General features: G+C 48.2%; 15 protein-coding genes and 1 pseudogene. 12 read left to right on the top strand and 4 right to left on the bottom strand.

The window, feature by feature from the left end:
• Window positions 1-101 precede the first annotated feature (101 nt).
• Window positions 102-1,292 (bottom strand): C45 family peptidase, encoded by a 1,191-nt coding sequence (locus WC359_08755; protein MFA5400514.1) that lies wholly within the window; start codon window positions 1,290-1,292, stop codon window positions 102-104.
• A 252-nt stretch (window positions 1,293-1,544) separates the two neighbouring features.
• On the opposite strand from WC359_08755, the gene WC359_08750 reads away from it, so the two are divergent.
• The 5 genes from WC359_08750 to WC359_08730 all read left to right on the top strand — a co-directional run bounded on the left by WC359_08750 (window position 1,545) and on the right by WC359_08730 (window position 7,467).
• Window positions 1,545-3,524, top strand: coding sequence for a serine hydrolase domain-containing protein (locus WC359_08750; protein MFA5400513.1), 1,980 nt, complete (start codon window positions 1,545-1,547; stop codon window positions 3,522-3,524).
• 210 nt (window positions 3,525-3,734) lie between these two features.
• Window positions 3,735-4,562: a nitroreductase family protein gene (locus WC359_08745; protein ID MFA5400512.1), complete on the top strand. Its 828-nt coding sequence runs from the start codon at window positions 3,735-3,737 to the stop codon at window positions 4,560-4,562.
• Between the two features lie 66 nt (window positions 4,563-4,628).
• Window positions 4,629-4,886, top strand: coding sequence for a UxaA family hydrolase (locus WC359_08740; GenBank protein MFA5400511.1), 258 nt, complete (start codon window positions 4,629-4,631; stop codon window positions 4,884-4,886).
• A gap of 59 nt (window positions 4,887-4,945) precedes the next feature.
• A complete protein-coding gene (locus WC359_08735; GenBank protein ID MFA5400510.1) occupies window positions 4,946-6,094 on the top strand; it encodes a UxaA family hydrolase in 1,149 nt (382 codons plus the stop codon).
• 68 nt (window positions 6,095-6,162) lie between these two features.
• Window positions 6,163-7,467 (top strand): MFS transporter, encoded by a 1,305-nt coding sequence (locus WC359_08730; protein MFA5400509.1) that lies wholly within the window; start codon window positions 6,163-6,165, stop codon window positions 7,465-7,467.
• 19 nt (window positions 7,468-7,486) lie between these two features.
• Here the strand turns inward: WC359_08730 and WC359_08725 are convergent, their stop codons facing one another.
• The gene (locus WC359_08725; GenBank protein MFA5400508.1) at window positions 7,487-8,110 is read right to left on the bottom strand and encodes a hypothetical protein; all 624 of its coding nucleotides are present in this window, start codon (window positions 8,108-8,110) and stop codon (window positions 7,487-7,489) included.
• A 44-nt stretch (window positions 8,111-8,154) separates the two neighbouring features.
• On the bottom strand, window positions 8,155-9,423 hold the full coding sequence (locus WC359_08720) for an alpha-L-fucosidase (protein ID MFA5400507.1): 1,269 nt from the start codon (window positions 9,421-9,423) through the stop codon (window positions 8,155-8,157).
• 396 nt (window positions 9,424-9,819) lie between these two features.
• On the opposite strand from WC359_08720, the gene WC359_08715 reads away from it, so the two are divergent.
• The 4 genes from WC359_08715 (at window position 9,820) to WC359_08700 (ending at window position 18,167) form a co-directional block, all read left to right on the top strand.
• Window positions 9,820-10,305, top strand: a complete 486-nt coding sequence (locus WC359_08715) for a PaaI family thioesterase (protein MFA5400506.1) — start codon at window positions 9,820-9,822, stop codon at window positions 10,303-10,305.
• Window positions 10,306-10,523: 218 nt separating this feature from the next.
• Window positions 10,524-11,522 (top strand): alpha/beta hydrolase, encoded by a 999-nt coding sequence (locus WC359_08710; protein MFA5400505.1) that lies wholly within the window; start codon window positions 10,524-10,526, stop codon window positions 11,520-11,522.
• 452 nt (window positions 11,523-11,974) lie between these two features.
• Entirely contained in the window at window positions 11,975-17,269 is a 5,295-nt protein-coding gene (locus WC359_08705) for a choice-of-anchor U domain-containing protein (GenBank protein ID MFA5400504.1), read from the top strand.
• A 49-nt stretch (window positions 17,270-17,318) separates the two neighbouring features.
• Window positions 17,319-18,167, top strand: a complete 849-nt coding sequence (locus WC359_08700) for a hypothetical protein (protein MFA5400503.1) — start codon at window positions 17,319-17,321, stop codon at window positions 18,165-18,167.
• A 27-nt stretch (window positions 18,168-18,194) separates the two neighbouring features.
• Here the strand turns inward: WC359_08700 and dnaN are convergent, their stop codons facing one another.
• Window positions 18,195-19,322 (bottom strand): DNA polymerase III subunit beta, encoded by a 1,128-nt coding sequence (gene dnaN, locus WC359_08695; GenBank protein MFA5400502.1) that lies wholly within the window; start codon window positions 19,320-19,322, stop codon window positions 18,195-18,197.
• 153 nt (window positions 19,323-19,475) lie between these two features.
• On the opposite strand from dnaN, the gene WC359_08690 reads away from it, so the two are divergent.
• The 3 genes and pseudogenes from WC359_08690 to hisI all read left to right on the top strand — a co-directional run bounded on the left by WC359_08690 (window position 19,476) and on the right by hisI (window position 21,697).
• Window positions 19,476-20,648 carry a CoA transferase gene (locus WC359_08690; protein MFA5400501.1) on the top strand — a complete coding sequence of 391 codons (1,173 nt, stop codon included), beginning with the start codon at window positions 19,476-19,478 and terminating at the stop codon, window positions 20,646-20,648.
• A gap of 4 nt (window positions 20,649-20,652) precedes the next feature.
• Window positions 20,653-21,363 (top strand): 1-(5-phosphoribosyl)-5-[(5-phosphoribosylamino)methylideneamino]imidazole-4-carboxamide isomerase, encoded by a 711-nt coding sequence (hisA, locus tag WC359_08685; protein ID MFA5400500.1) that lies wholly within the window; start codon window positions 20,653-20,655, stop codon window positions 21,361-21,363.
• Between the two features lie 43 nt (window positions 21,364-21,406).
• Window positions 21,407-21,697: pseudogene (gene hisI / locus WC359_08680) on the top strand (phosphoribosyl-AMP cyclohydrolase).
• The last annotated feature ends 62 nt before the right edge of the window (window positions 21,698-21,759 follow it).

Here is a 21,759-nt window from a genome sequence, read left to right as displayed (position 1 = left end):
AGCTAATAGATTTGCCCCCGGCGCTTGGGAATAAACTACCCTGCTGCTGAGGGAAGAGAGAAGCCATGATTCAAGCAATAAAAGCGCCGGGAGAGACCAAATTATTGTAATAGACTGCTGATATTAACTTTCTGCCAGTCGAAATTGCCGGGTGCTTTCAGCCAGAGTGTGAGATCTTTGGGCACTGCAATAATCTGGTAGATGGTGCCTATTGAGTCGGTAGCGCCGCCTTTCTCGATGGTCGTGTCCAGCACCTGTTGCATCTTCTCTACATCGAACTGACCTTTATACTTATCCGCCAGTGTCAGCAGATTGTTTCGCCTCGTTACCGTATACGCAGTACTTGCATTATCAGGTAATTCTGCAAGGTTCCAGCAGGGATCGACAAAATGATTGGTGGCAGCTATCAGCCCGGCCTTATCCGGTTCCCTGCGCGTAGCGTTATCCGTCGGCAATTCAAAGCTGTATGCAATATCTTTATCGGCTACGTTTACAATAGACGATAGATTGACCCGGACGGATTGAAAAGCCGCGCTCATCTCTTTTATAGAAGGATAGTCCTGCAGAAATGAAAATAAGGTCACGAAGATAGATGTCCTCTCGGCATGAAATCCCATCCCGTTGCCGCTGTTAAGCTCCAGGAAAATGCCTTCGCTGTTTATCCCATTGGCTGCATATATGACGCCTGCATAATTGATCAGAGCAGTATTGATAGATGAATCATTTGCCTTAAAAATCGCCACCACCATATACTTCCCGAATTCCTTGAAGAAAGCAGTATCGTCATTATTCCTGCCGAATATCAGACTGCCGTCCTTGGTGTAACTGCCCCAAACCCCTATGCCTGAGCATTTATGGGCGCCGGTACCCAGCTTGGGGTGCCACTCAATGGCATTCAGGATCAACTGTTTGTCAAGGCCCAGCCCGGATGTCTCTGCCATTCCATAGAGGATCTCCTTGTATTTCTGCGGATAGAAGGCGAAGAGAAATTCCCCGATATACTTCATCCTTTCATATGTAAATCCCTGCTTCCGGATATACTCTTTATTGGCTGAGATATCGTATAATTCATTTAATTCACTTTTTAACAGCTGTCCGTATTGCCTGCCCATCTGGCGGTAGTTGCCCTTTAACTCCAGTACGCTGACCTCCCCGGCTTTGTACAGTTTTCCGCCTTCAAATTCAGCAATGAATTTTAGGTCTTTGTCGCTACCTATGGTCCCTGCGGATGAGGTGCAAGCAGCACCGATAAAAATGAAAACAAGTAAGATTACTAATAATACGCTCTTCAAAACCTTACTCCTTTATACTTAATAGTATTTCAAAGGGGCCATACAAAGGTATAGCACTTAAGTCCTGGGACTTAAGTGCTATTTGTGATTACAAAGGATAGCCAGTTACTTTTTATCATGAGAAACATATGCTAAGCTAACTTGACTGCGATATTAAGTGTTTATTCACTACATACGCATACATTTTATCGGGGGTGTACAGGCATTATGATTAAGCTTAGCAAGGTTATGACGTCTGTTCTTGCAGTAGCAATGGCTTTGCAAGTAGTGTTATCCGGTTGTGCTGCTGATACCGTTGCTCAGAACACCTATGAGAAGGCAAGGATTACCGCACGCACAGAAATCTGGAAGGATATCAATTCCGGCAAGGCCGGAAGCGCCACCGTAGCCATCATGGAAAACGGCAAAATCGTCTATTCCGAAGGCTTCGGCATGGCGGATAGGGAGAAGAGCATATCGGTTGATCATAAGACCCTGCTTAATATCGGCTCGATAAGCAAAGTGTACGTCGCCACCGCCATCATGCTGCTTGTCGATGATGGCAAGGTGAAACTGGACGCCCCGGTCACCCAATATCTGCCGGATTTCACCATGTTGGACCCCAGGTATAAAGATATAACCGTGAGGATGCTGCTGAACCATACAGGGGGCTTTCCTGGCGGTACGATGGCCAATTCATTTGGATATGATAATAACGCGGACACGTTCAGCGATACGCTGAAAAACCTGTCACGCTCCTATCTTAAACATGCTCCGGGTGCGATGTCGCCATACTGTAATGAAGGTTTTACCCTGGCTGAAATGATCGTCGAGAGGGTAAGCGGCAAGAAATACATTGATTTTCTCTCCGAACGAGTATTCGAACCGCTGTCTCTGAATAATACTGGTCTGAGCGTGGGAGAGGAATCAGATAAAACGTGCGCAGCCTATTACAGGGTCAGCACTGCACAACGGGAGCCGCTGGAAGTGGTGTCGGTCCTGGGAGCGGGTGGGCTGGCAGCAACCGCTGAGGACCTATGTCGCTTCATGGACACTTTTTCGGGTGAAGGAAAGCAGATATTCTCCAAATCATCTCTGGAGGAGATGAAAAAAGGGCAACCGGCCTTGTTTGCAGGAAAACTGAGAAGCCCTGATATGCCTTATGGACTGGGATGGGATATGACAGACCTTCCCAGATACCAGGCCCGCGGCATCCAGGTATTGGGGAAAAGTGGGGGCACCGGAAATTATACCTCGATGGTTTATACCGTTCCGGCGCAGCGGCTCTCGGTAGCTGTAATTTGCACCGGGTCCGGAAGCAGTGCCATGACGATGGCACTGGACATTCTGGACGCAGTGCTGGTAGAAAAGGGGCTGATTCAGGAGGAAAAAGCGGCTGTTACCAAACCTCTGGAACATCAGGCAATGCCGCCTGAAGATACACGTTATAGTGGGTACTATTCAACCGGTGATAACATCGTGAGAATCTCATTTAATACAGAGAATAACACAGTTACCGGAAATACCCTGAAGTATGGTGTGGAAACACCTACGCTTTCCCTGTTCTATAACAACGGATACTACGTCAATCCATCGGGCAGCCGCAGTTATTTCATCACCATCGATGGTAAAGACTACCTGGTAGGGAACCAATCTAAATACGGCCTGGATATGGTAGCGGTGCAAAAGTTGGCTGAACAGGAGAACCCGCAGAAGCTGAGAATAGATATCGACGGCAAGCAGTGGCTGAGACGAAATGTCAAACCATTCGAGGCGGCGATGCTGAACATAGCGCATGTGGTCAAATCCGGTACTATTGAAGAATTACCTGGATACGTCGACTTTTATGGGCCGAAGATAGTTAAATCACCCGATTTTGCCGGCATGCCTGTCAATAACCTCCGCGATCTAACTGAACTGACATTGTTCGATAAGGAAGGGCGGACATGGGCATATTTATCGGACTTTTTGTTCAGTCCTGCCGAATTAGCCGGTACCATCAAACCCGGCGATAACAGTGTTAAGATCGGTGATAGCGGCTATAATGAGTGGCTCAAAGCTGATGAGGGTCTGATCTTGAGCTTCGTAAAGCCCGACAACGGCAGGATAATAGCTTTCTCACCAGATGGCACTGCGATCTATGACAGTGCAGTTGATAAAGGAGATATGTATATTCCACAGGGTGGTTTTGTCGAATTGGTCGGCACGGTTGGAGATATCTTCAGGGTTACGGCTGGAGACAACGCCAAATAAGTGTAATATTATATCGTAATTATCAAACATATTATTGAACAGCGTAAAATCGCTGCCATGTTTCCAGGTAATGCTGTTTTGCTGTCAAGAGCGCGATGTTGATACTGGCGCAACCAGTGGCTTAAAGGCCGAGATTTCCAACTCGACAAACGGGTTTGACAACATAGCCTGACGAGTGTACTGTGGTTTGTAAGGTTCTGTTTTTTCGAAATGTCCATTATTGCAATCGATCAAAAAACGTGTAACAAATGCGGCATCTGCGCGGCTGAATGCCCCCGCCGCATCATTATCATGCCGGAAGGAGACTTCCCACAAACACTGGCAACAGCCGAAGCCACCTGCAATGTCTGCGGGCATTGCGTTGCGGTCTGCCCCAAGGGAAGCCTGTCCCATCGTGACTCGCCGCTGGAATCGTCTCCCAGGATGGAAAAGGGCCTTATTGTCACTCCTGAACAGGTCGAGCAGCTTTTGAAGGGCCGCCGGTCGGCAAGGGTCTTCAAGGACAGGCCGGTATCACGCGAAATAATCACCCGGCTGATAGAGGATGCCCGCTACGCGCCGACAGGGCATAACCTTCAAGAGGTGGAATGGCTGGTAATCGATGATAGGAAGGAGCTGGAGCGTATTGAAGAGCTCGGCATCGAGTGGCTGGAGTGGGTTATCAAGAATCTGCCGCAGGTGGCGGCGGATTCCAACATGCAGGAAAAGCTGGAGAGACAGAAGCTGAAACACGACGCATTTTTACGCGGCGCCCCGGTATTGATTATTGCCCATGCCAACAAAAATAGCCTGGCCTCTCTGGCAGGCATCGATAGCGCCAACGCCCTGAGTTACCTGGACCTGGCGGCCAACAGCCTGGGACTGTCCACCTGCTGGGCGGGATACGTATACATTATGGCCAACACCTTCCCTCCGGTTAAGGAGGCACTGGCGCTGCCTGAAGACCATGCGGCTTACGGCTGTATGATGCTGGGATATAATAAATTCAAGTACCACAGAATACCCTGCCGAAAAGAACCCAGGATTATCTGGCGCTGACCGAAGGCCAATCTGCTTCAGCAACATGAACGAAATAAAGTTAAGCTGCCTTGATGGAGATCTGAAATGAAAGATAATGTCTTGAAAGTGAATCCTCTGGATAATGTCGTAGTGGCAATCCGCGATATTGAGCAGGGGGAACAGCTTATGTTGGACGGGAAGCAGCTTTGCAAAGCGGCGGAGAACATAAAAATGGGTTATAAAATTGCGCTCGGTACTATCGAAGCCGGCATGCCTGTTATACGGTATGGTGAGACTATTATCAAAGCGAGTTGCGACATTCAACCGGGCATGAGTGTGCATGTGCATAATACCAGCGCGTAACTGGACCCGGCGCACTAGTCAGATACATCAGGATACGACTGAATATTAAGGAGATACCAATGGAATTTAAATGCTATAAGCGGCAGAACGGTGAGTTCGGCGTGCGTAACCATATCCTTGTGATATCGTCCGTCTCATGCGCCAACGGAGTCGTGGCGGCGCTTGGAAGGCAGTTCCCGGACGTTATCGCGGTGCAAAACGCCTACGGCTGCGGCACGGGGCTGGACGATGCGTCCACCGGATGGCTGGTTATCGCCGGCCTCATGAACAATCCGAATGTAGGCGCGGCGCTCATCATAGGGCTGGGATGCGAGATCATTCAGGCCCAGCTTTTCGCCGACGCCGTTAAAAGCAAGCCGGTAGAGGTGTTGAAGATCCAGGGGATGGGCAGCGAGGCAACCACCCAAAAAGGCGCCGAGATCATTAAAAAATTCCAGAAGGAGTTACGAGCGCAGAAAAGGGTCCCGGCTCCCTTCAGCGAATTGCTGATAGGTCTTAAGTGCGGCGGCTCGGATGCGCTGTCCGGGGTGACTGCCAACCCGGCCGTTGGGGCGGCAGCCGACCTGTTTGTTGCTGAAGGCGCCGGGGCGATGATAACCGAAGTGACGGAAATGATCGGCACCGCCCACATTTTGAAGAGGCGCTGCGTAACCCCGGAGCTGGGTGAAAAAATCGAGAATCTGATCATCGAACATGAAAAGAAGATCAAAGAACTGCTTGGCCCGCTGGCAGGGATGGTCATTTCGCCGGGGAATATGGATGGCGGGCTTTCCTCCATCGTGGAGAAATCGCTCGGTTGCATAACCAAGGCCGGTTCCACCCCTATAGTGGACTGCGTCGGCTATGGCCATAAGGCTGCGAAAAAAGGAATGATGATCATGGATGGTCCGGGGTACGACATTGAATCCATGGTAGGACTGGCGGCAAGCGGCGCTCAGATAATCATCTTTACAACGGGCAGGGGAACTCCCGCAGGCACCCCCGCCGTCCCGGTTATCAAGGTTTCCACCAACACCAGTACCTTCCTGGAAATGAAAGGGGATATCGACATCAACGCCGGTACCGTCATCGACGAAGGCAAATCCATTCCCGATGCAGGTAGAGAGATTTTTGATTTTACGCTCGCTGTTGCCAACGGCAAGCTGACATGCGCCGAGATTAATAAGTCGGAGCCGTTCAGCTACTTAAAGCAGCATATGAGCGTTTAGCCCTGGTAGGATATTCATCCGGCAGTCACGGTCCCGATCGGACCTTAACGTGAAAGGAGGGGCAGGTCATGGATAAATCTACGCCGGACGGCAGCAACGGTTACCTGTTTGGCAAAGGCCAGGCCGTTTTTATTCTCGTCGTTATCGCAATACTCAATATGATCAACATGATGGACCGGTCTGTCTTTGCCGTTGCCCAGGAGCCGATGAGAATTGCACTGGGACTGAACGACACCCAGGTAGGCTGGTTCCAGACGGTTTTTTGGCTTGGGCTGTCGCTCATGACCCTCCCCGTCGCATTTATTTGCGACAGGTGGTCCAGAAGGAAAATGCTGGGAATCCTGGCGATCTCCTTCAGCACATTTACTTTCCTGACCGGCCTGGGCAGGAGTTTTATCGGAATATTCATACCGCGCATGCTTGTGGGTGTGGGGGAATCAGGGTTCACCTCGGGTGGACAGGCTCTGATCGTCAGGGCCTGGCCTGAGAGATTACGCGGGACGATCCTTGCCGTATTCCTGGTCGTATCACAGCTTGGGCAACCACTGGGCATGGCCTTGGGCGGAATGCTGATTGTCAAGTTCAATAGTTGGAGCTCACCCTTCCTCTTCTTCGCCATACCGGGGATACTGTTCGGCATTGTGGCTTTTTTCCTCAGGGATTATGAAAATGCTCCGGCGCCGGCCAAGTCAGACGGTGTGACAGGGGAAAGCCTTTTCACATCCGTATGGACACTGTTTAAGACCCGCACCCTGTTGAGTTCCTATATAGGATATGTAGCTTATAACATCGTGGCGGCGGCGCTGATGGCCTGGACACCAACGTTTTTAATGAGGTCTCAGGGAATAAACGCCGGCCAGGCCGGAATGCTGGTAGGGATCATAGGGTTTATCGGCCTGATAGGCGCAATTCTGGGCGGAATTATATCCGACAAATGGCAGAGGAGAAATCCCAAGGCACGGATGCATGTATGTGCCATATCCACCTCAATAGGTACACTGGCCCTGCTTGGCGCGGTGCTGCTGGACATGCAGGGGATTGGATACGCTCTTGCCTGCGTGTGGGCATTCGGCTGGCTTATGCTTCAGGCGCCTAATGCCGCCGTGACGCAGGATTGTTCCACTCTGGACAAGAGGGGACAGGCGTGGGGTGTGAATAATTTTCTCGGCTTTATTACCGCCTGGGCGCCGCTTGCCGTCGGGGCGTTATCGGATTCACTGGGGGCCGGGACAACTGGATTAAAAATTGCGCTACTGTGCGCAGGCGCCTTCGGCTTTTTAACGTTCACCGCCTATTTCATCGGCGCCAATTATTATCCGGCTGACGTTGCCAGGGCCAACGAAGCCAACAGGCTGGCGGGGCACAGGGAGTAGCCTGCTAAAAAACGATCCGTCAAACCACTCCCTGAAACGGCGGAAAGCCAAACGCCCATAATACTGCTATCGCGATCAATGCGGACATGGTTGCACCGACTACAGTTTGCCAGAAGTTGTGCCCCTCAGCGGCCAGCCGCGCCCAGATTATCAGCGGCAACAAAAGCAGCAATGGTATAGCGGCAACGCCGAAAATATAAATCACTGCAGCTATCGGCCCGCAGACGCCGGCGGCATGGCCGCTGGCTTTATAGCGGAGCAGCAAATTGAAGACCAATAGGCCGAGAGTTACAAATGTATATATAGCGGCCAATGCCGTGAAGATAAGCGGGACGCCGGTCGACGCCAGGACCAACCAACCGACCGGGTAGCTGATCAGCATAATGACAAAACTTGCTATCCTTTGCCGTCGCGCAGTTGCATGCTTGTCTTCGTCCTTGGCCGGAATATAAAAGAAAAGGCTGCAGAGAGGAATTACACACAGGAAAAGCATGGCCCAGGAATATCCGGAAAAGCGGTTGGGTTCCGATTCGGGAAGCTGGAAGAATAAATAAGTCACCAGAGCACCGGCTAACACCGGAACATTCAATACCTGTGAAATGATCTCCCCGACAACCTTCTGAGTATTCTTCTTGTTTTCCATGTTGCCTTCCTAAATCATATATTTCACAAAGGTTAATATTTTAATCATTGTTTGAAACTGACCGCAATAACCGTCGCATAATTGTCTAAGGATGAATACGGTATCTCGATTATCAGGTCGCCCAGCGGATCTGTTAATCCTAATCCTTCCATAATCTGGTCGTTTGCACCCAGGTGTTTCGAGTAATTCAGGTTCGTGCCTTTTCCCAGTGTGCGCACCGATTCCACTTTATTCACATGCACGTTTCGCAGGGTAACGGTCTCATACGGTTTCATCAACAGGTGCAAGTAAATAGTGTCTCCTTTCTGGGTGGTCGGGCCGTAAAACTGGTAGGGCTCCAGCCCTGCACTCGTGCACCTGATGCTTTCGCCGTTACGGGACATCCATCTCCCGATAGCGGATAGCCGTTCAGTCTGCTCAGGCGGCAGCGTGCCGTCGCCCATCGGGCTTACGTTCAACAGAAAATGTCCACCACGCCCGGCCACCTCGCAAAGAGTGTGTATTAGCTGTATGGCCGACTTGTATTCCTTATCGTCCTTGTTGTAGCCCCAACTCGTGTTCATCGTCATACAGGTTTCCCACGGCCGGTCAGCCGGTTTGGGAGGTATGAACTGTTCGGGTGTGTCGAAATCGTTGTTCACAGGCAGGCGGTCATTAATGACAATGCCGGGTTGCAGTGAGCGAATCATATTTCCCAGTTCGACCGATTTCCATTGTTCAGCTGTGTGCTCCCAATACCCGTCGAACCAGATCAGGTCGACCTTGCCATAGTTGCTGAGCACTTCCCTCACCTGCCCGAACAGTAAATCAAGGAATCGCTGCCATTGCTGCGGCTCCGGCTGCGGGCCGCCGCCGAAATAATGGTAAGGTTTGTCGGCATCGGTGAAAGCAGGGTAGTCGGGGTGGTGCCAGTCCGGAAGCGTAAAATAAATCCCCACGCCCATCCCTTCCGCCCTCACAGCATCGGTGAACTGGCGCAGGATATCTTTCCCGTAAGGCGAATGCATGATGGAGAAATCCGACAGTCTGGTGTCATACATGGCATAGCCGTCGTGGTGCTTGGCCGTGATAACAGCATATTGCGCCCCGGCTTTCCGCAGGGTTCGCGCCAGGGCTCGTGCGTTCCATTTTTGGGGATTGAAAGTGGCTGCGCTGGAGTGGTATTGCTCTACGGGGATGTCCTGGGCCAATGGGAACATCGGCACTTTGCCAGTTAAAGGCCATGATATCTCAACACCCTGCTGCGATATATGCGACCAGTGTACAAATATGCCGAAACGTGCGCTTTTCCAGTCATTGAAGTTCTGATACATCTTAGTCTATCCTCACACATCTATTGATCAGCGCGCAACTTAAAAGGGAAGAAGAGGAACTGGAAGCTAATGTTAACAAGCTCCCCAGGTCAGTATAGCAAAAGATCGACCTGAAATCAGCCGGATAGAGGAGACAGGGATATTCAACAGGGTCAGGGATAATCTAAATGGGAATACGTACCGGGGAAAGAGACAGGCTTTAGATGCTCTCGATGCTCAGCGGTAATACTGGAAACGATGAAAATCTGTAGTGCGGTGACTTTGGAATGTACTAACACTGCACAAACATCGGTATTTATGTTCATCCATGACAAAAATATAGGTCTAATATTAATACTGGACTGATTCGCTATGGCATGTCATAATTTAGCCAACTTCTTGGGGTAGGAGGCTGATATGACTGAGCGGGAAGTTATAAACTATTGGAAGGGACGCTGTTTTGGCTGTTCAACAACGAATGAACATGGCTTGAAACTTCGCTTCTGGTTCTCCCAGCAAGGTTGCGTTACCAAGTGCGTGATTCCTGATTACCTGTGTGGAATTGGAGGCCTGGTTCACGGGGGGATGATTTACCTTCTTATGGACGAAGTGTGTGAATGGACAATTATCTCTCATCTTGGGCGGTTTGGAGTAACCCTTGAGATGACAGTTCGCTACTTGAGCCCGGCAGAAGTTAATACCGAAATCGTTGTGGAAGGGCAGATTGTCAGTCATGATGACAGAAATGCTGTCATGCGCGCTACTGTCCATTCGTTAAACGGTAAGCTCTTGGCAGAGAGTCAAAGCAAGTGGATGTTTCCCAGCCTTTCCAGCCTGGCGAAAATTGGAAAAGTGGATGAATCGATGTTGCGTGAATTTATGACTCATTACCCTCAGATATAATGAACTATCCCAAATACATGTAACACTTTCATCGTTAATCACCCCTGCCAAATGAAGTGGGCATCGGTATGTATGTTCATCCATAATAAAAATCATAGGACTAAAGTTATAAAAGCGGTGTCAGTAAGATAGATTCCAACTAACCATACATTGACAACCGAGTTGCATTTACATAACATAGTTTTGCAGGAATAATCATCGGGGAAGAGGCACAGGCAGTGGAGCCACAAATAGGATTTTGCACCACGCCAGATGGCGCCCGCATTGCGTACACCACCCTTGGACACGGGTCAGCACTGGTAATACCACCAAGTTATTTCATTGTACTCAACGCTTATAAGTCGGTACCAGAAGTCCGTCATTATCTGAATAGACTTGCACTTTATCATACCGTGGTGATCTATGACCAGCGAGGAGCCGGGTTATCCGATCGAAACCGGGCCGTCTTTACCCTGGAATCAGAGCTTGCAGATCTTGAAACTGTCATTAACCATCTGAAGCTGGATAAGGTGATATTGTCGGCTGCCTCCCAGGCTGGGCCTATAGCCATTGCGTATGCTGCCAAGTACCCCGAGCGCGTTACCCACCTTGTTCTTTACGGGACTTATGCAAACTACGGAAAATTTTTGTCTGAGGAAATCAAGACATCCTTAATATCATTGATCCGTCAACCTCATAATTGGGTCGGTACACGAACAGTTGCCAGCATTATGACACCACAAATCAACATTAATGAGCTCGAGTTATTCGTCAACCTACAAAGGGAAAGCGTTACACCTGAAGTCAATGCCCGGCTTATTGAAATGCAGTTTGAGCTTGATGTAACCAACCTTTGCTCGAGCGTTAAGACTCCCACACTCGTTATGCACCGCAAGGGAGACAAGTTTATTTTATTCAAGGCTGGCCTGGAGCTAGCATCTCTGATACCGAATGCGCGCTTTGTCCCGTTGGAAGGTAACGAACATTACAGCTTCCTTGGTGATGTGGAAACCGGTCTGAGAAATACATTTCAGTTTCTGGGTGATCCTGTCCCAGATAAATCTGCTGATAATGCAGGCAAGACAGAGTCATTAAGCAATCCACCCGAGCCTAAAACAGAGCAGAAGAAAGGGAACTGGCTGCGCATGAGCAACCCACTAGTAAAAATACTAATCACAATACTGGCATCAGTTATTGCTGGCGTTATTCTCTTGCTTATTAAATCTCTGTTTCCATAAAGTTTCAATAACTATGGATTATCCCTATCCTACTGGGGCACAAGATAGATCTGAAATTAGCCAGGGAAAGGATACAGCAATATTGCAGCAGGCTCAGATATAATCTGAATAATTATACGTACCAGGAGAAAAGACAGGCTTTGGATGCCCTTGAAGTTCAACTGACAGCTACGCATAAAATGGCTGAAATTAGGATCGCTGTCCCCTTAGAATTTATCACCACTGGACGAACATCGGTATGTATGTTCATCCATGAATAAAAATCATAGGCGCAAAGCTATAACTGAATTATCAATTACATAGCCGTGTTTCATATTCTTTCCTTCAGCTATTTTGCTACCTCAATTTGCGATTCGCCTTAATGATGAGAATTACGACACCTTCCGTGTTATGGTTTGACAAGTTATTCATAATCGATATATATTGGGCTCGTTGTTTTTGCAGGTGGTAGGGTGTTTAGATTCAAATTAGGGATGTTGTGTAACTATAGATACCTTACAATTTGGTTTTGTTTAGTACTGATTGTTATTCCCTCATTTTTGTCTCCACTGTTTTTCCAACAACCTGTTAATGCTGCTTCAGGTACGTGGGTTTGGCAAAATCCTTTACCTCAAGGAAATTCACTCAATGGCGTCTGGGGTAGCTCAGGAAGCAACATATATGCTGTCGGTCAAAGTGGCACTATCCTCCATTACGATGGAAGTCATTGGAGTTCTATAACCAGTGAAACTCAAAATCATCTAAATGAAGTATGGGGAAATTCAGAGAACAATATATTCGTAGTGGGCAATTGGGGGACGGTACTTCATTGGAATGGCATCAGTTGGAGTTCCATGACCAGTGGCACATCTCAGTGGCTCTATGGTATTTGGGGTAGTTCAGGTACCGATGTTTTTGCCGTGGGTAACAATGGCGTCATCTTACACTTTGATGGCAGTACCTGGAGTTCCATGACCAGTGGTACTGCACAACACCTATTGAGTGTTTGGGGAAGCTCTAGTAACGATGTCTTTGCCGTAGGCAATAATGACACTATCCTTCATTATGATGGTACAAGCTGGAGTCCTATTGGCAGCGGATTTGCAGTATCTCTCTTGAGTGTTTGGGGCAATTCCAGTAGTGATGTATTTGCCGTAGGATGGAATGGTGTCATCCTCCATTATAATGGAAGTACCTGGAGCTCTATGACCAGTGGCATAGGACAAAACATCACTTGCATATGGGGCAGTTCGGGAACAAATGTCTTCGCAGTGGCTGAAAGTGGTTTCATTCTTCATTATGACGGCATTTCTTGGCATCAAGAAACAAGTGGCACCGTATTTAATCTGTTTCATGTGTGGGGAAGCTCATCCAATGATATTTTTGTGGTTGGAGACCACGACGCAATACTCCGCTATAACGGCACTAATTGGGGTGCAATGACAAGTAGCCTCACTTACAATCATCTTAATAGCATCTGGGGCAGCTCATCAAACGATGTTTTCACGGTTGGTAATGTGGGCACTATACTCCATTATAATGGGACAAGCTGGAGTTTGATGAATAGCGGCACATTGAATTGGCTCAACGGTGTTTGGGGTAGTTCAGGTAATGATGTTTTCGCTGTGGGAAGCGATGGCATTATTCTTCACTATAATGGAAGTACATGGAATTCAATGACAAGCGGAGTTTCAAACCATTTAAGAAGTATATGGGGAAGCTCTGGAACCGATATATTTGCCGGAGGAGATGGGGGGGTTATTCTACATTTTAACGGTAGCACTTGGACACCCATGACCAGTGGTACTACAAACCATCTATATGGTATATGGGGTACTTCAGGTAATGATGTTTTTGCTGTAGGCAATGTAGGCACCATACTCCATTATAATGGGAGTGCCTGGAATACGATGTCTAGTGGTATTAGCGAGGCATTGCAGGGAGTTTGGGGCAGTTCTAGTAATAATGTTATTGCCGTAGGTGTTTACACCCCCATCCTTAATTACAACGGGAGTAGTTGGATTGAAGTTACTTCAAGCCATTCAGAGGCTTTATACAGTGTCATAGGTAGTTCAAGTACTGATATGCTTGCTGTAGGGAATACCGGAACTGTGCTGTACTATAACGGAAACAATTGGGATTTTGTTACAAGATTAACTGATAAACATTTACATGGAGTTTGGGGAAGTTCATCAGGAGAAATTTTTGCTGTAGGTCAGTATGGTACAATCCTTAAACTCAGCTTATTAATGCCTTGTGTTACTACTAACAATCCAAGCAATATAACATCAACCACGTGTACTTTGAACGGCAATCTAAGTTCGCTTGGCACAGCTTCAAGCTGCAACGTCACATTCCAATGGGGAACAAATCCGGGTTCTTACACGGCAGAAACAGATAATCAAACTAAAACCTCAACTGGTACTTTCTCTGCAGATCTGTCAAACCTAACCCCCAATACGACATATTATTTCAGAGCTAGGGCAGTTGGAGATGATACTAGCTACGGTGAAGAAAAGAGCTTTAGAACATACGAATTGCCACCTCCATTCCTTTTTAAATGGGGCTCTTATGGGAATAATGATAGCCAGTTCAATCAACAGCAATGCCTTGCCATTGATACTACAGGGAATATTTACGTTGCTGATTTTGATAACAACCGGATTCAAAAGTTCAATAGCTCGGGACAATTTCAGACAAAATGGGGTTCGTACGGAATTGGAGATGGGCAATTTTATCACCCGGTTGGCATTGTCACTGATTCTAATAACTATATATATGTTGTTGACTGCGGTAACGATCGTGTGCAGAAGTTCAATAACTCTGGTGAATATATATCTCAGTGGGGAGGTACGGGTGATGCCAATGGCCAATTCAATCACCCTACAGGTATAGCAGTTGACTCAACAGGGGCTATTTACGTGGCGGATGCTGAAAATCATCGAATCCAGAAGTTTAACAGTTCAGGCCAATTCCTCACCAAATGGGGAACTGATGGCAGTGGCGACGGTGATTTTAACCATCCGTATGGTGTAGCAATTGATTCATCAAATAACGTATACGTTGTTGATGAGTTAATTAATCATCGTGTTCAGAAGTTTACTAGTGAAGGGGTATTCCTTAGGAAGTGGGGAATATTTGGAAATGGTGATAGTCAGTTTAAAGAACCGTGTGGGATAACTGTAGATGCAGACGACAAAATTTATATTGCCGATTATGCTAATCATCGCATCCAAAAATTCAACACCTCTGGGCTATTACTTTCAAAATGGGGAACTGAGGGTAGTGCCGATGGTCAGTTTGAATATCCTGTTGATGTAAAAATCTCTCCATCCGGAAATATATACGTGAGTGACGAGAATAACTGCCGGATACAGGTATTTGGTTATCTCGGGTTACCCCAAATACAGGTTAGTCCAACTATCATAAACTTCGATCCCTTAGTAGTAGGTTCATCAAGCGATCCGCAAATAATAACAATTACTGATAACAGTACAGCAGATTTATTAATTGGTGAAATTACTTTATCAGGGACAAACTCTGATCAATTCACGATAGTTAGTGATAATGCTTCTAATGAGACAATAATCCCAGGTAACTCAAGAATGGTGGCCCTGAAATTTAATCCAACTTCCACTGGTATTAAGTCTGCAATGCTCTCGATACAATCAAATGATCCAGATGAGCCTATTATTCAGGTGAATTTAACAGGAACCGCCTCTATATGGCGTACAATGATAAGTGGGACTTCAGACCCATTAAACAGCATATGGGGCAGTGCAGCAAACGATATTTATGTAGTGGGAAGTTATAATAGCACGGTTCTTCACTATAACGGTGAGAACTGGAGTTCAATATCAGGTCTCACTTTCCACGGATTTACACTCACTTTTTATGATATTTGGGGCAGTTCTGCAAATGACGTCTATATAGTGGCTAATAGCGGACACATGTTCCATTATGATGGTAGTGTCTGGACTTATATACCCAGAATGAATACAGAACATCTCTTCGGCATCTGGGGGAGTTCACCTAGCGATGTTTTCGTAGTGGGTAATAGCGGCACAATCTTACATTACAATGGCATATCTTGGAGCACTATGAACAGCGGAACTACGGCAGGCCTTCATGGCATATGGGGTGACTCTCCCAATAATGTTTTTGCAGTGGGGCCAAGCAGTATTATCCTGCACTATAATGGTACATCTTGGAGCCAAATGCCCAGTGGTACAGCAACAGCTGCTCTTAACGCTATTTGGGGCAGTTCAAGTAACGATATTTATGCAGTTGGCTCAAGTGGTGGAACGTTAGTCCATTTTGATGGCACCAACTGGAACTTAATGGACTGCGGTGCAACAACTACTCTTAACGATATTTGGGGTAGTTCCAGTAACGATATCTTTACTGTGGGGCATACTGGCACTATTATTCATAAAAATGGCAATACTTGGAGTCCAATGGCTAGTGGCACTGCAAATCATCTTAATGGCGTTTGGGGAAGTTGTGATAACGATGTTTTCGCAGTGGGGCAGAATGGCACTATTCTTCATTATGGGAGCGGTTGTTCAAATATTGTTGTGAGTCCATCCTTGATAATCTATAACCCAGTACAGGTAGGCACCGTAAGCAGTCAGCAGGCTACTACAGTTTCCAATACTGGTAAGGCTGACCTAATAGTGAGAACTATCACGCTATCGGGAATAAATGCCAATCAATTTAGTATTGTCAGTGATAATGCCTCAAACCAAACAATTGCCCCTGGGGAATCAAAAAGTCTAGGCGTTGTGTTTAGCCCAGATAAAATGGGAGAAAAAACGGCTATCTTGTCTATACCATCGAGCTCCCCCACTGATAATCCTGCAATGGTTACCCTCGTTGGATTGGCTACTAAGCAGCCACCTATTCCTGTGCCTTCAAGCACTGGAAAGGGAATGGTTACCTTTGATGTTGTTGAAGGAGCACTCATTATCGGTTTGACTCAAATTGCAGAAATTACCCTACCTGTTAACGGCAAACCCCCTTTGAATTTTACGTATGGTTTCTTTGATTTCAATGTGCTTGGTGTAGACCCTGGTGGCTCAGTAACAATAACAATCACATTCCCTGACAATATTCCAACCAATTGCCAGTACTGGAAATATAATAACGGGTGGGTCAATGTCACTTCTCTTGTAGGGGATAATGATGGTGATAATGTAATTACCTTGACGTTAACTGACGGTGGATTTGAAGATGCGGATGGATTGGTTAATGGCAGAATTCGTGACCCTGGTGGAATAGGATTTCCAGTTCAACAGACTTCTCCTGCACCAGCACAGCAAATCGATACTCCAACAATGATATCAACTACACCACACGGCGGATCAATGCCAACTGCTATACCGCTCTCACCTGCAATGCAATTGCCCAATGTCTATGTATCACAGGCAGCGATATCAGCATCTGAAGTTACTCCCGAAAACCCTGTATACGTAACTGCATATGTTGTGAACAAGGGCGGCGTTAGCAGGAATGTTGTCATTAAACTTGTGGTAAATGGGGAGGAAGAGAGCAGGCAGAGCCTTACCGTTGCCAGTGGTAATACCGTACCAGTTGCCTTTACTATTCAGAAAAGCCAGCCAGGAATCTATAATGTGACCGTAAATAATATATCTGCTGGCAGTTTTACAGTATCGGATAATTCGATAATTCTGTATTTCAGCATAGCCTGTCTTTTATTGGCTTTTGTGTTGGGTGTAATACTGATTTATAGGAAGTTTGCCATCTAACAAATGTTGTTAATCCCATATAGAGAAGAAGGGTGGAGGAATTATCTAAATGAAAATGCACACTGCCAATTATATTATTGATAGTCAGTTGCAATGGGCGGCTAAGGAGAAAATTACTCTGGAAGGCTACACAAAGAGGGTGGATGATAATCTTTTTAACCATGAACTTCATCCCGAAACCAGGAAGGAGTACCAAAGAGGAAAAGGGCATGAACTCGATGGTAAACAAGCACACATGAAAGCTCTTCACTCGTCTTCTGCCCTCGTAGTAAATGTATTCGATTATTGGCGACGTCAAAATAGGATTCAGGATATCGCGAGTTGCTGTGGTGCAGAAGGTGTTGTTACTAGTATGGAATTCGAAAAAACTCAACCTATAAAAGGAATGGAAAGAACACCGCCCCATTTGGATATTGAATTTATTGGCCCACTTCCACTGGCTATTGAGTCAAAATTCACCGAGACTTATCATAAGAAAACTCGAAGAGATAATGAGGATACCCACCTCGATATCTACCTTGATCATCATGCTATATGGTATAAGCTAACAAAAGTAAAAGCTTTAGCTGAGAGCATCTGTCGACGATCAGGGGCTAGAACTGATTTCGAATACCTCGATGTTCCACAACTCATTAAACATATATTGGGATTGAAGAGTAATTATCCCGACCGGTTTTCTCTTTTGTATCTTTGGTACAAGATAAACTCAAATGAGACCAAGCGGCATGAAGAAGAGCTGAAAAGATTCTCGGTTAGTATTATGGGTGAAATCGACTTCCAGACAATGACATACCAGGATTTATTCGATAGTATTAGGTGCTTACCAGATGTAGATCCATCTTACTTTGAGTATTTGAGGCAACGGTATTTCTCGGTTAAATACCCAGCTATCGACTAATCCGTATTTCAGTGTCTTTGGAATGTACTACCATTGAACAAACATCGGCATGACTACGTGGTCGTAGTTGTCCACGCCAACGGGTCTAATCACGCCTGGATTGGAGGGAGTGGTGACCTCCAGAGATACCTGCGCCTGCTTGACCACCGACAGCACGTCCGCAAGGTAGCGGGCATTGAAGGCTATTTTAGCCGCCTCCCCGTCCACCAGCGCGTCTATCTCGCCCACATTGTCGCCGATTTCATCGGCGCGCGCGGAGATGGTTATCTTGCCCGCCTCCACCGTGGCGCCGGGAGTAACGATGACCCTGGCGATACCGCTGCCGTCTCGGGCGAAGATGGCGGCCATCTTGATGGCGCGCAGGAACTCGGCCACATCGATGCGCGCCTTGGTGCCATATGTCTGGGGTATGAGCTGGGAATAATTGGGGAAGGTGCCCTGGATCAACTGCGAGACCATCTCAATGCCCTTGAGCTTGAAGAGCACCTGGCTTTTCTGCGCATTGAGCGTAATTTCTATCTCCTGGTCATCGGCGCCCATCAGGCGGTTAAGCTCGTGATAGGCCTTGGCCGGTATGATCATGGCCACCTTCTCTTTCACCGGCTCGGACAGCGCGGTGCGGTGGACAGCCAGCCTGAATCCGTCGGCGGCGGCCATGGTCAGCTTGCTGCCCTCGAACTCCGTCTGCACACCGGTAAGTACGGGACGCGACTCCTCCGTAGCGGCGGCGAAAGCAACCTGGCTGATGGCCTGCTTGAGATCCTCGGCCTTGACCTTCGTGCTGAAGCCGTCGCCCACCTGGGGGATCGGTGGGAAATCGGCTGCATCCAGCCCGTTGATCCTGGCCTCGTAACGGCCGCTCTTGAGCTCAAGCGTATGGTGCTTGAGGTTAAGATTGATTACATCGCTGGGCAGAGAAGCTACGAATTCGGTCAATACGCGCGCAGGAATGGTGATGGAACCCTCGTTCTCTATCTTTGCACCAATCCAGCAGCTGATGGCTATCTCAAGGTTGGTGGCAGCCAGCTTGAGCTGCTTTTCATCGGTGGATATAAGTACATTCTGGGTAATGGGCAGAGTCGTCCTTGATGCTACCGCCCTGCCTATGATGCCGAGGCCTTTATTCAGATTTTCCTGCAGACACGACAGCTTCATAGAATTCCCCCCGTAATCAATTTGACCTCAGTATACATTTCCCATTTTTCTAAGTCAATGGTAAAAATAATATATACTGTGTTCCAGACATTGTAAACAACGATATATAGTGGTATAAATACTTTCGATTTCTCGCCGGGCAAGGAGGTTTGTATGTATCCGCTACAGGGATTGAAGGTACTCGACTTTTCACATTCGGGTGACGGCCCGACCTGCGGCTTGATGCTGGCGCAGGCAGGCGCCGATGTGATAAAGATAGAATCCCACCAGGGTGATCCTTTCCGACAGGGCCCGACTGTCATAGCCTTTTATAACATTAACCGCAACAAGCGCAGCCTTGCGCTCAACCTGCAAACACCCGAGGGCAGGGAGATCGCCCTCAAGCTCGCCTCTAAAGCAGATATAATAATCGAGAGCTTCACACCGGGCACGGCGGAGAAGCTGGGCATCGGCTACAGCGAAATAAATAAGATTAATCCCCGCGTCATCTACTGCTCGGTCTCCGGATTCGGCCAGACCGGGCCCTACCGGCAGAAGCCGGCCTACGACCCTGTCATCCACGCCATGTCCGGCCTGATGTCGATTACAGGCGAAGCGGACGGCCCTCCGGTGCGTATACCATCCAATATTATCGGGCTCCCCACGGCGTTCCTGGCCGCCCACGGTGTGCTGCTGGCAGTCATAGCGAGGGAGAAAACGGGCAGGGGACAATTGATAGACGCATCCTTTTTCGACACCGCCGTCTATTTCATGTCTTCTTTCATCTCCGGCTACGCATTGACGGGATTTGTTATGCCCAGGATGGGCTCGGCCAATCCCGCCTTCGCTCCCTATCAGTGTTTTCAGTCGGCGGACAGATATGTTTTCGTAGGCGTTACCAACGATAAATTCTGGCAGGCCTTCTGCCAGGCGCTGGACCTGGATGACCTGGCACAACGTCCTGAATATTCAAGCGCGAACAGCAGGCTGGCGCACCGCGAGGAATTGGCGAACCAAATTGCCCTGTCCTTACGTAAATTGCCCTCCAGTGAAATAATCCGGAAGCTGGAGGCGGCCGGCGTTCCCTGCGCGACCTTGCGCGAGATACCGGAAGTGCTTGACGATCCGCAGGTGGCTGCCAGGCACATTTTTTTCGACATGGATTACCCGGGCGTTGGCAAAGTAAAGCTTGCCAATCTGCCGGCCTGGCCTTCGGATATTGAGCGAATAGAGGCTGTCAGAGCTCCGCTGCTGGGGGAACATACCGTTGAGATACTCGAGGAGCTCGGATATGACAGGGCCGGGATTGACGCACTTGAGCAGAAGGGGGTAATCTTAAAGAACTAATATCATGGATATCATACCTGCAATCGACCTCAAAGGTGGGAAATGCGTGCGTCTCTACCAGGGCGATTACAGCAAGGAGACGGTATTCTCGGTCGATCCGGTAGCCACGGCCCTCAGATGGCAGGAACAGGGCGCCGGCAGGCTGCACCTGGTTGACCTGGACGGCGCAGCAGCCGGTGAGGTCCGCAATACTAAGGCCATTGAGGACATCGTGAAAAATACCAGCCTCGAGGTGGAGCTGGGCGGCGGGATCAGACGGGTGGACGTGGTGGAACAGCTCATCAAGCTGGGCGTAAAACGCGTTATTCTGGGTACGGTGGCCGTCGAACAGATCGAACTTACCAAACGCATTATTAAGAGGTTCGGTGAAGCAATCGTGGTCGGTATCGACGCCCGCGATTCGTATGTGACCACCCACGGCTGGATGAAGATCTCCACCATGACTGTACTGGACCTCAGCCAGGCTATGGCCGCCATCGGCGCCAGACGTATCATCTATACTGATGTAAAACGTGACGGCACGCTCACCGAGCCTAATTACGAAGCAACGGCCGAGCTGGTGAGCAAACTGAAGATACCGGTCGTAGCCTCGGGCGGCATCTCGTCCATCGAACATATCAGGAAGCTGGCGGCGCTGGGCGCAGAGGGCGTCATTATCGGCAAGGCGCTCTATACGGGCGATATCGATCTCAAGGAAGCCCTGGCCGTATCCTGATCCGATATATCAGGCAGCAGCTTTTACAAGAGGAGCATTTTCTATGTTGAAATTCGACGAAAAGGGACTTATACCTGTTATCGTGCAGGACGTTAAGGACGGCACGGTGCTCATGCTGGGCTACGCCAGCAAAGAATCACTCAAACTGACCCTGCGAAAGGGCGAGATGGTCTTCTATAGCCGCAGCCGGAAGGAGATCTGGCACAAGGGCGGCACCTCGGGCAACGTGTTGAAAGTGAAATCAATCTCCAGGGACTGCGACTCGGATACCCTGCTGGTCAGGGCCGAGCCGGCCGGTCCCACCTGCCACACAGGTGAGCGCAGCTGTTTCTTCACAGGATTCAGCAAAGAGGACCTGGAGTAGAGTAGAGGAGTGAAGTAATCTTGTGCGTGATT

Source organism: Dehalococcoidia bacterium (assembly GCA_041653995.1).
Taxonomy (GTDB): domain Bacteria; phylum Chloroflexota; class Dehalococcoidia; order GIF9; family UBA5629; genus CAIMUM01.
This window is presented reverse-complemented; position numbering and strand designations above follow the sequence as displayed.

Coding starts and splice junctions, on each gene's coding strand:
- WC359_08740 (MFA5400511.1), top strand. CDS start 4,629: ATGAAAGATAATGTCTTGAAAGTGAATCCTCTGGATAATGTCGTAGTG.
- WC359_08745 (MFA5400512.1), top strand. CDS start 3,735: ATGTCCATTATTGCAATCGATCAAAAAACGTGTAACAAATGCGGCATC.
- dnaN (MFA5400502.1), bottom strand. CDS start 19,322: ATGAAGCTGTCGTGTCTGCAGGAAAATCTGAATAAAGGCCTCGGCATC.
- WC359_08730 (MFA5400509.1), top strand. CDS start 6,163: ATGGATAAATCTACGCCGGACGGCAGCAACGGTTACCTGTTTGGCAAA.
- WC359_08750 (MFA5400513.1), top strand. CDS start 1,545: ATGGCTTTGCAAGTAGTGTTATCCGGTTGTGCTGCTGATACCGTTGCT.
- WC359_08715 (MFA5400506.1), top strand. CDS start 9,820: ATGACTGAGCGGGAAGTTATAAACTATTGGAAGGGACGCTGTTTTGGC.
- WC359_08690 (MFA5400501.1), top strand. CDS start 19,476: ATGTATCCGCTACAGGGATTGAAGGTACTCGACTTTTCACATTCGGGT.
- WC359_08735 (MFA5400510.1), top strand. CDS start 4,946: ATGGAATTTAAATGCTATAAGCGGCAGAACGGTGAGTTCGGCGTGCGT.
- WC359_08700 (MFA5400503.1), top strand. CDS start 17,319: ATGAAAATGCACACTGCCAATTATATTATTGATAGTCAGTTGCAATGG.
- WC359_08720 (MFA5400507.1), bottom strand. CDS start 9,423: ATGTATCAGAACTTCAATGACTGGAAAAGCGCACGTTTCGGCATATTT.
- hisA (MFA5400500.1), top strand. CDS start 20,653: ATGGATATCATACCTGCAATCGACCTCAAAGGTGGGAAATGCGTGCGT.
- WC359_08725 (MFA5400508.1), bottom strand. CDS start 8,110: ATGGAAAACAAGAAGAATACTCAGAAGGTTGTCGGGGAGATCATTTCA.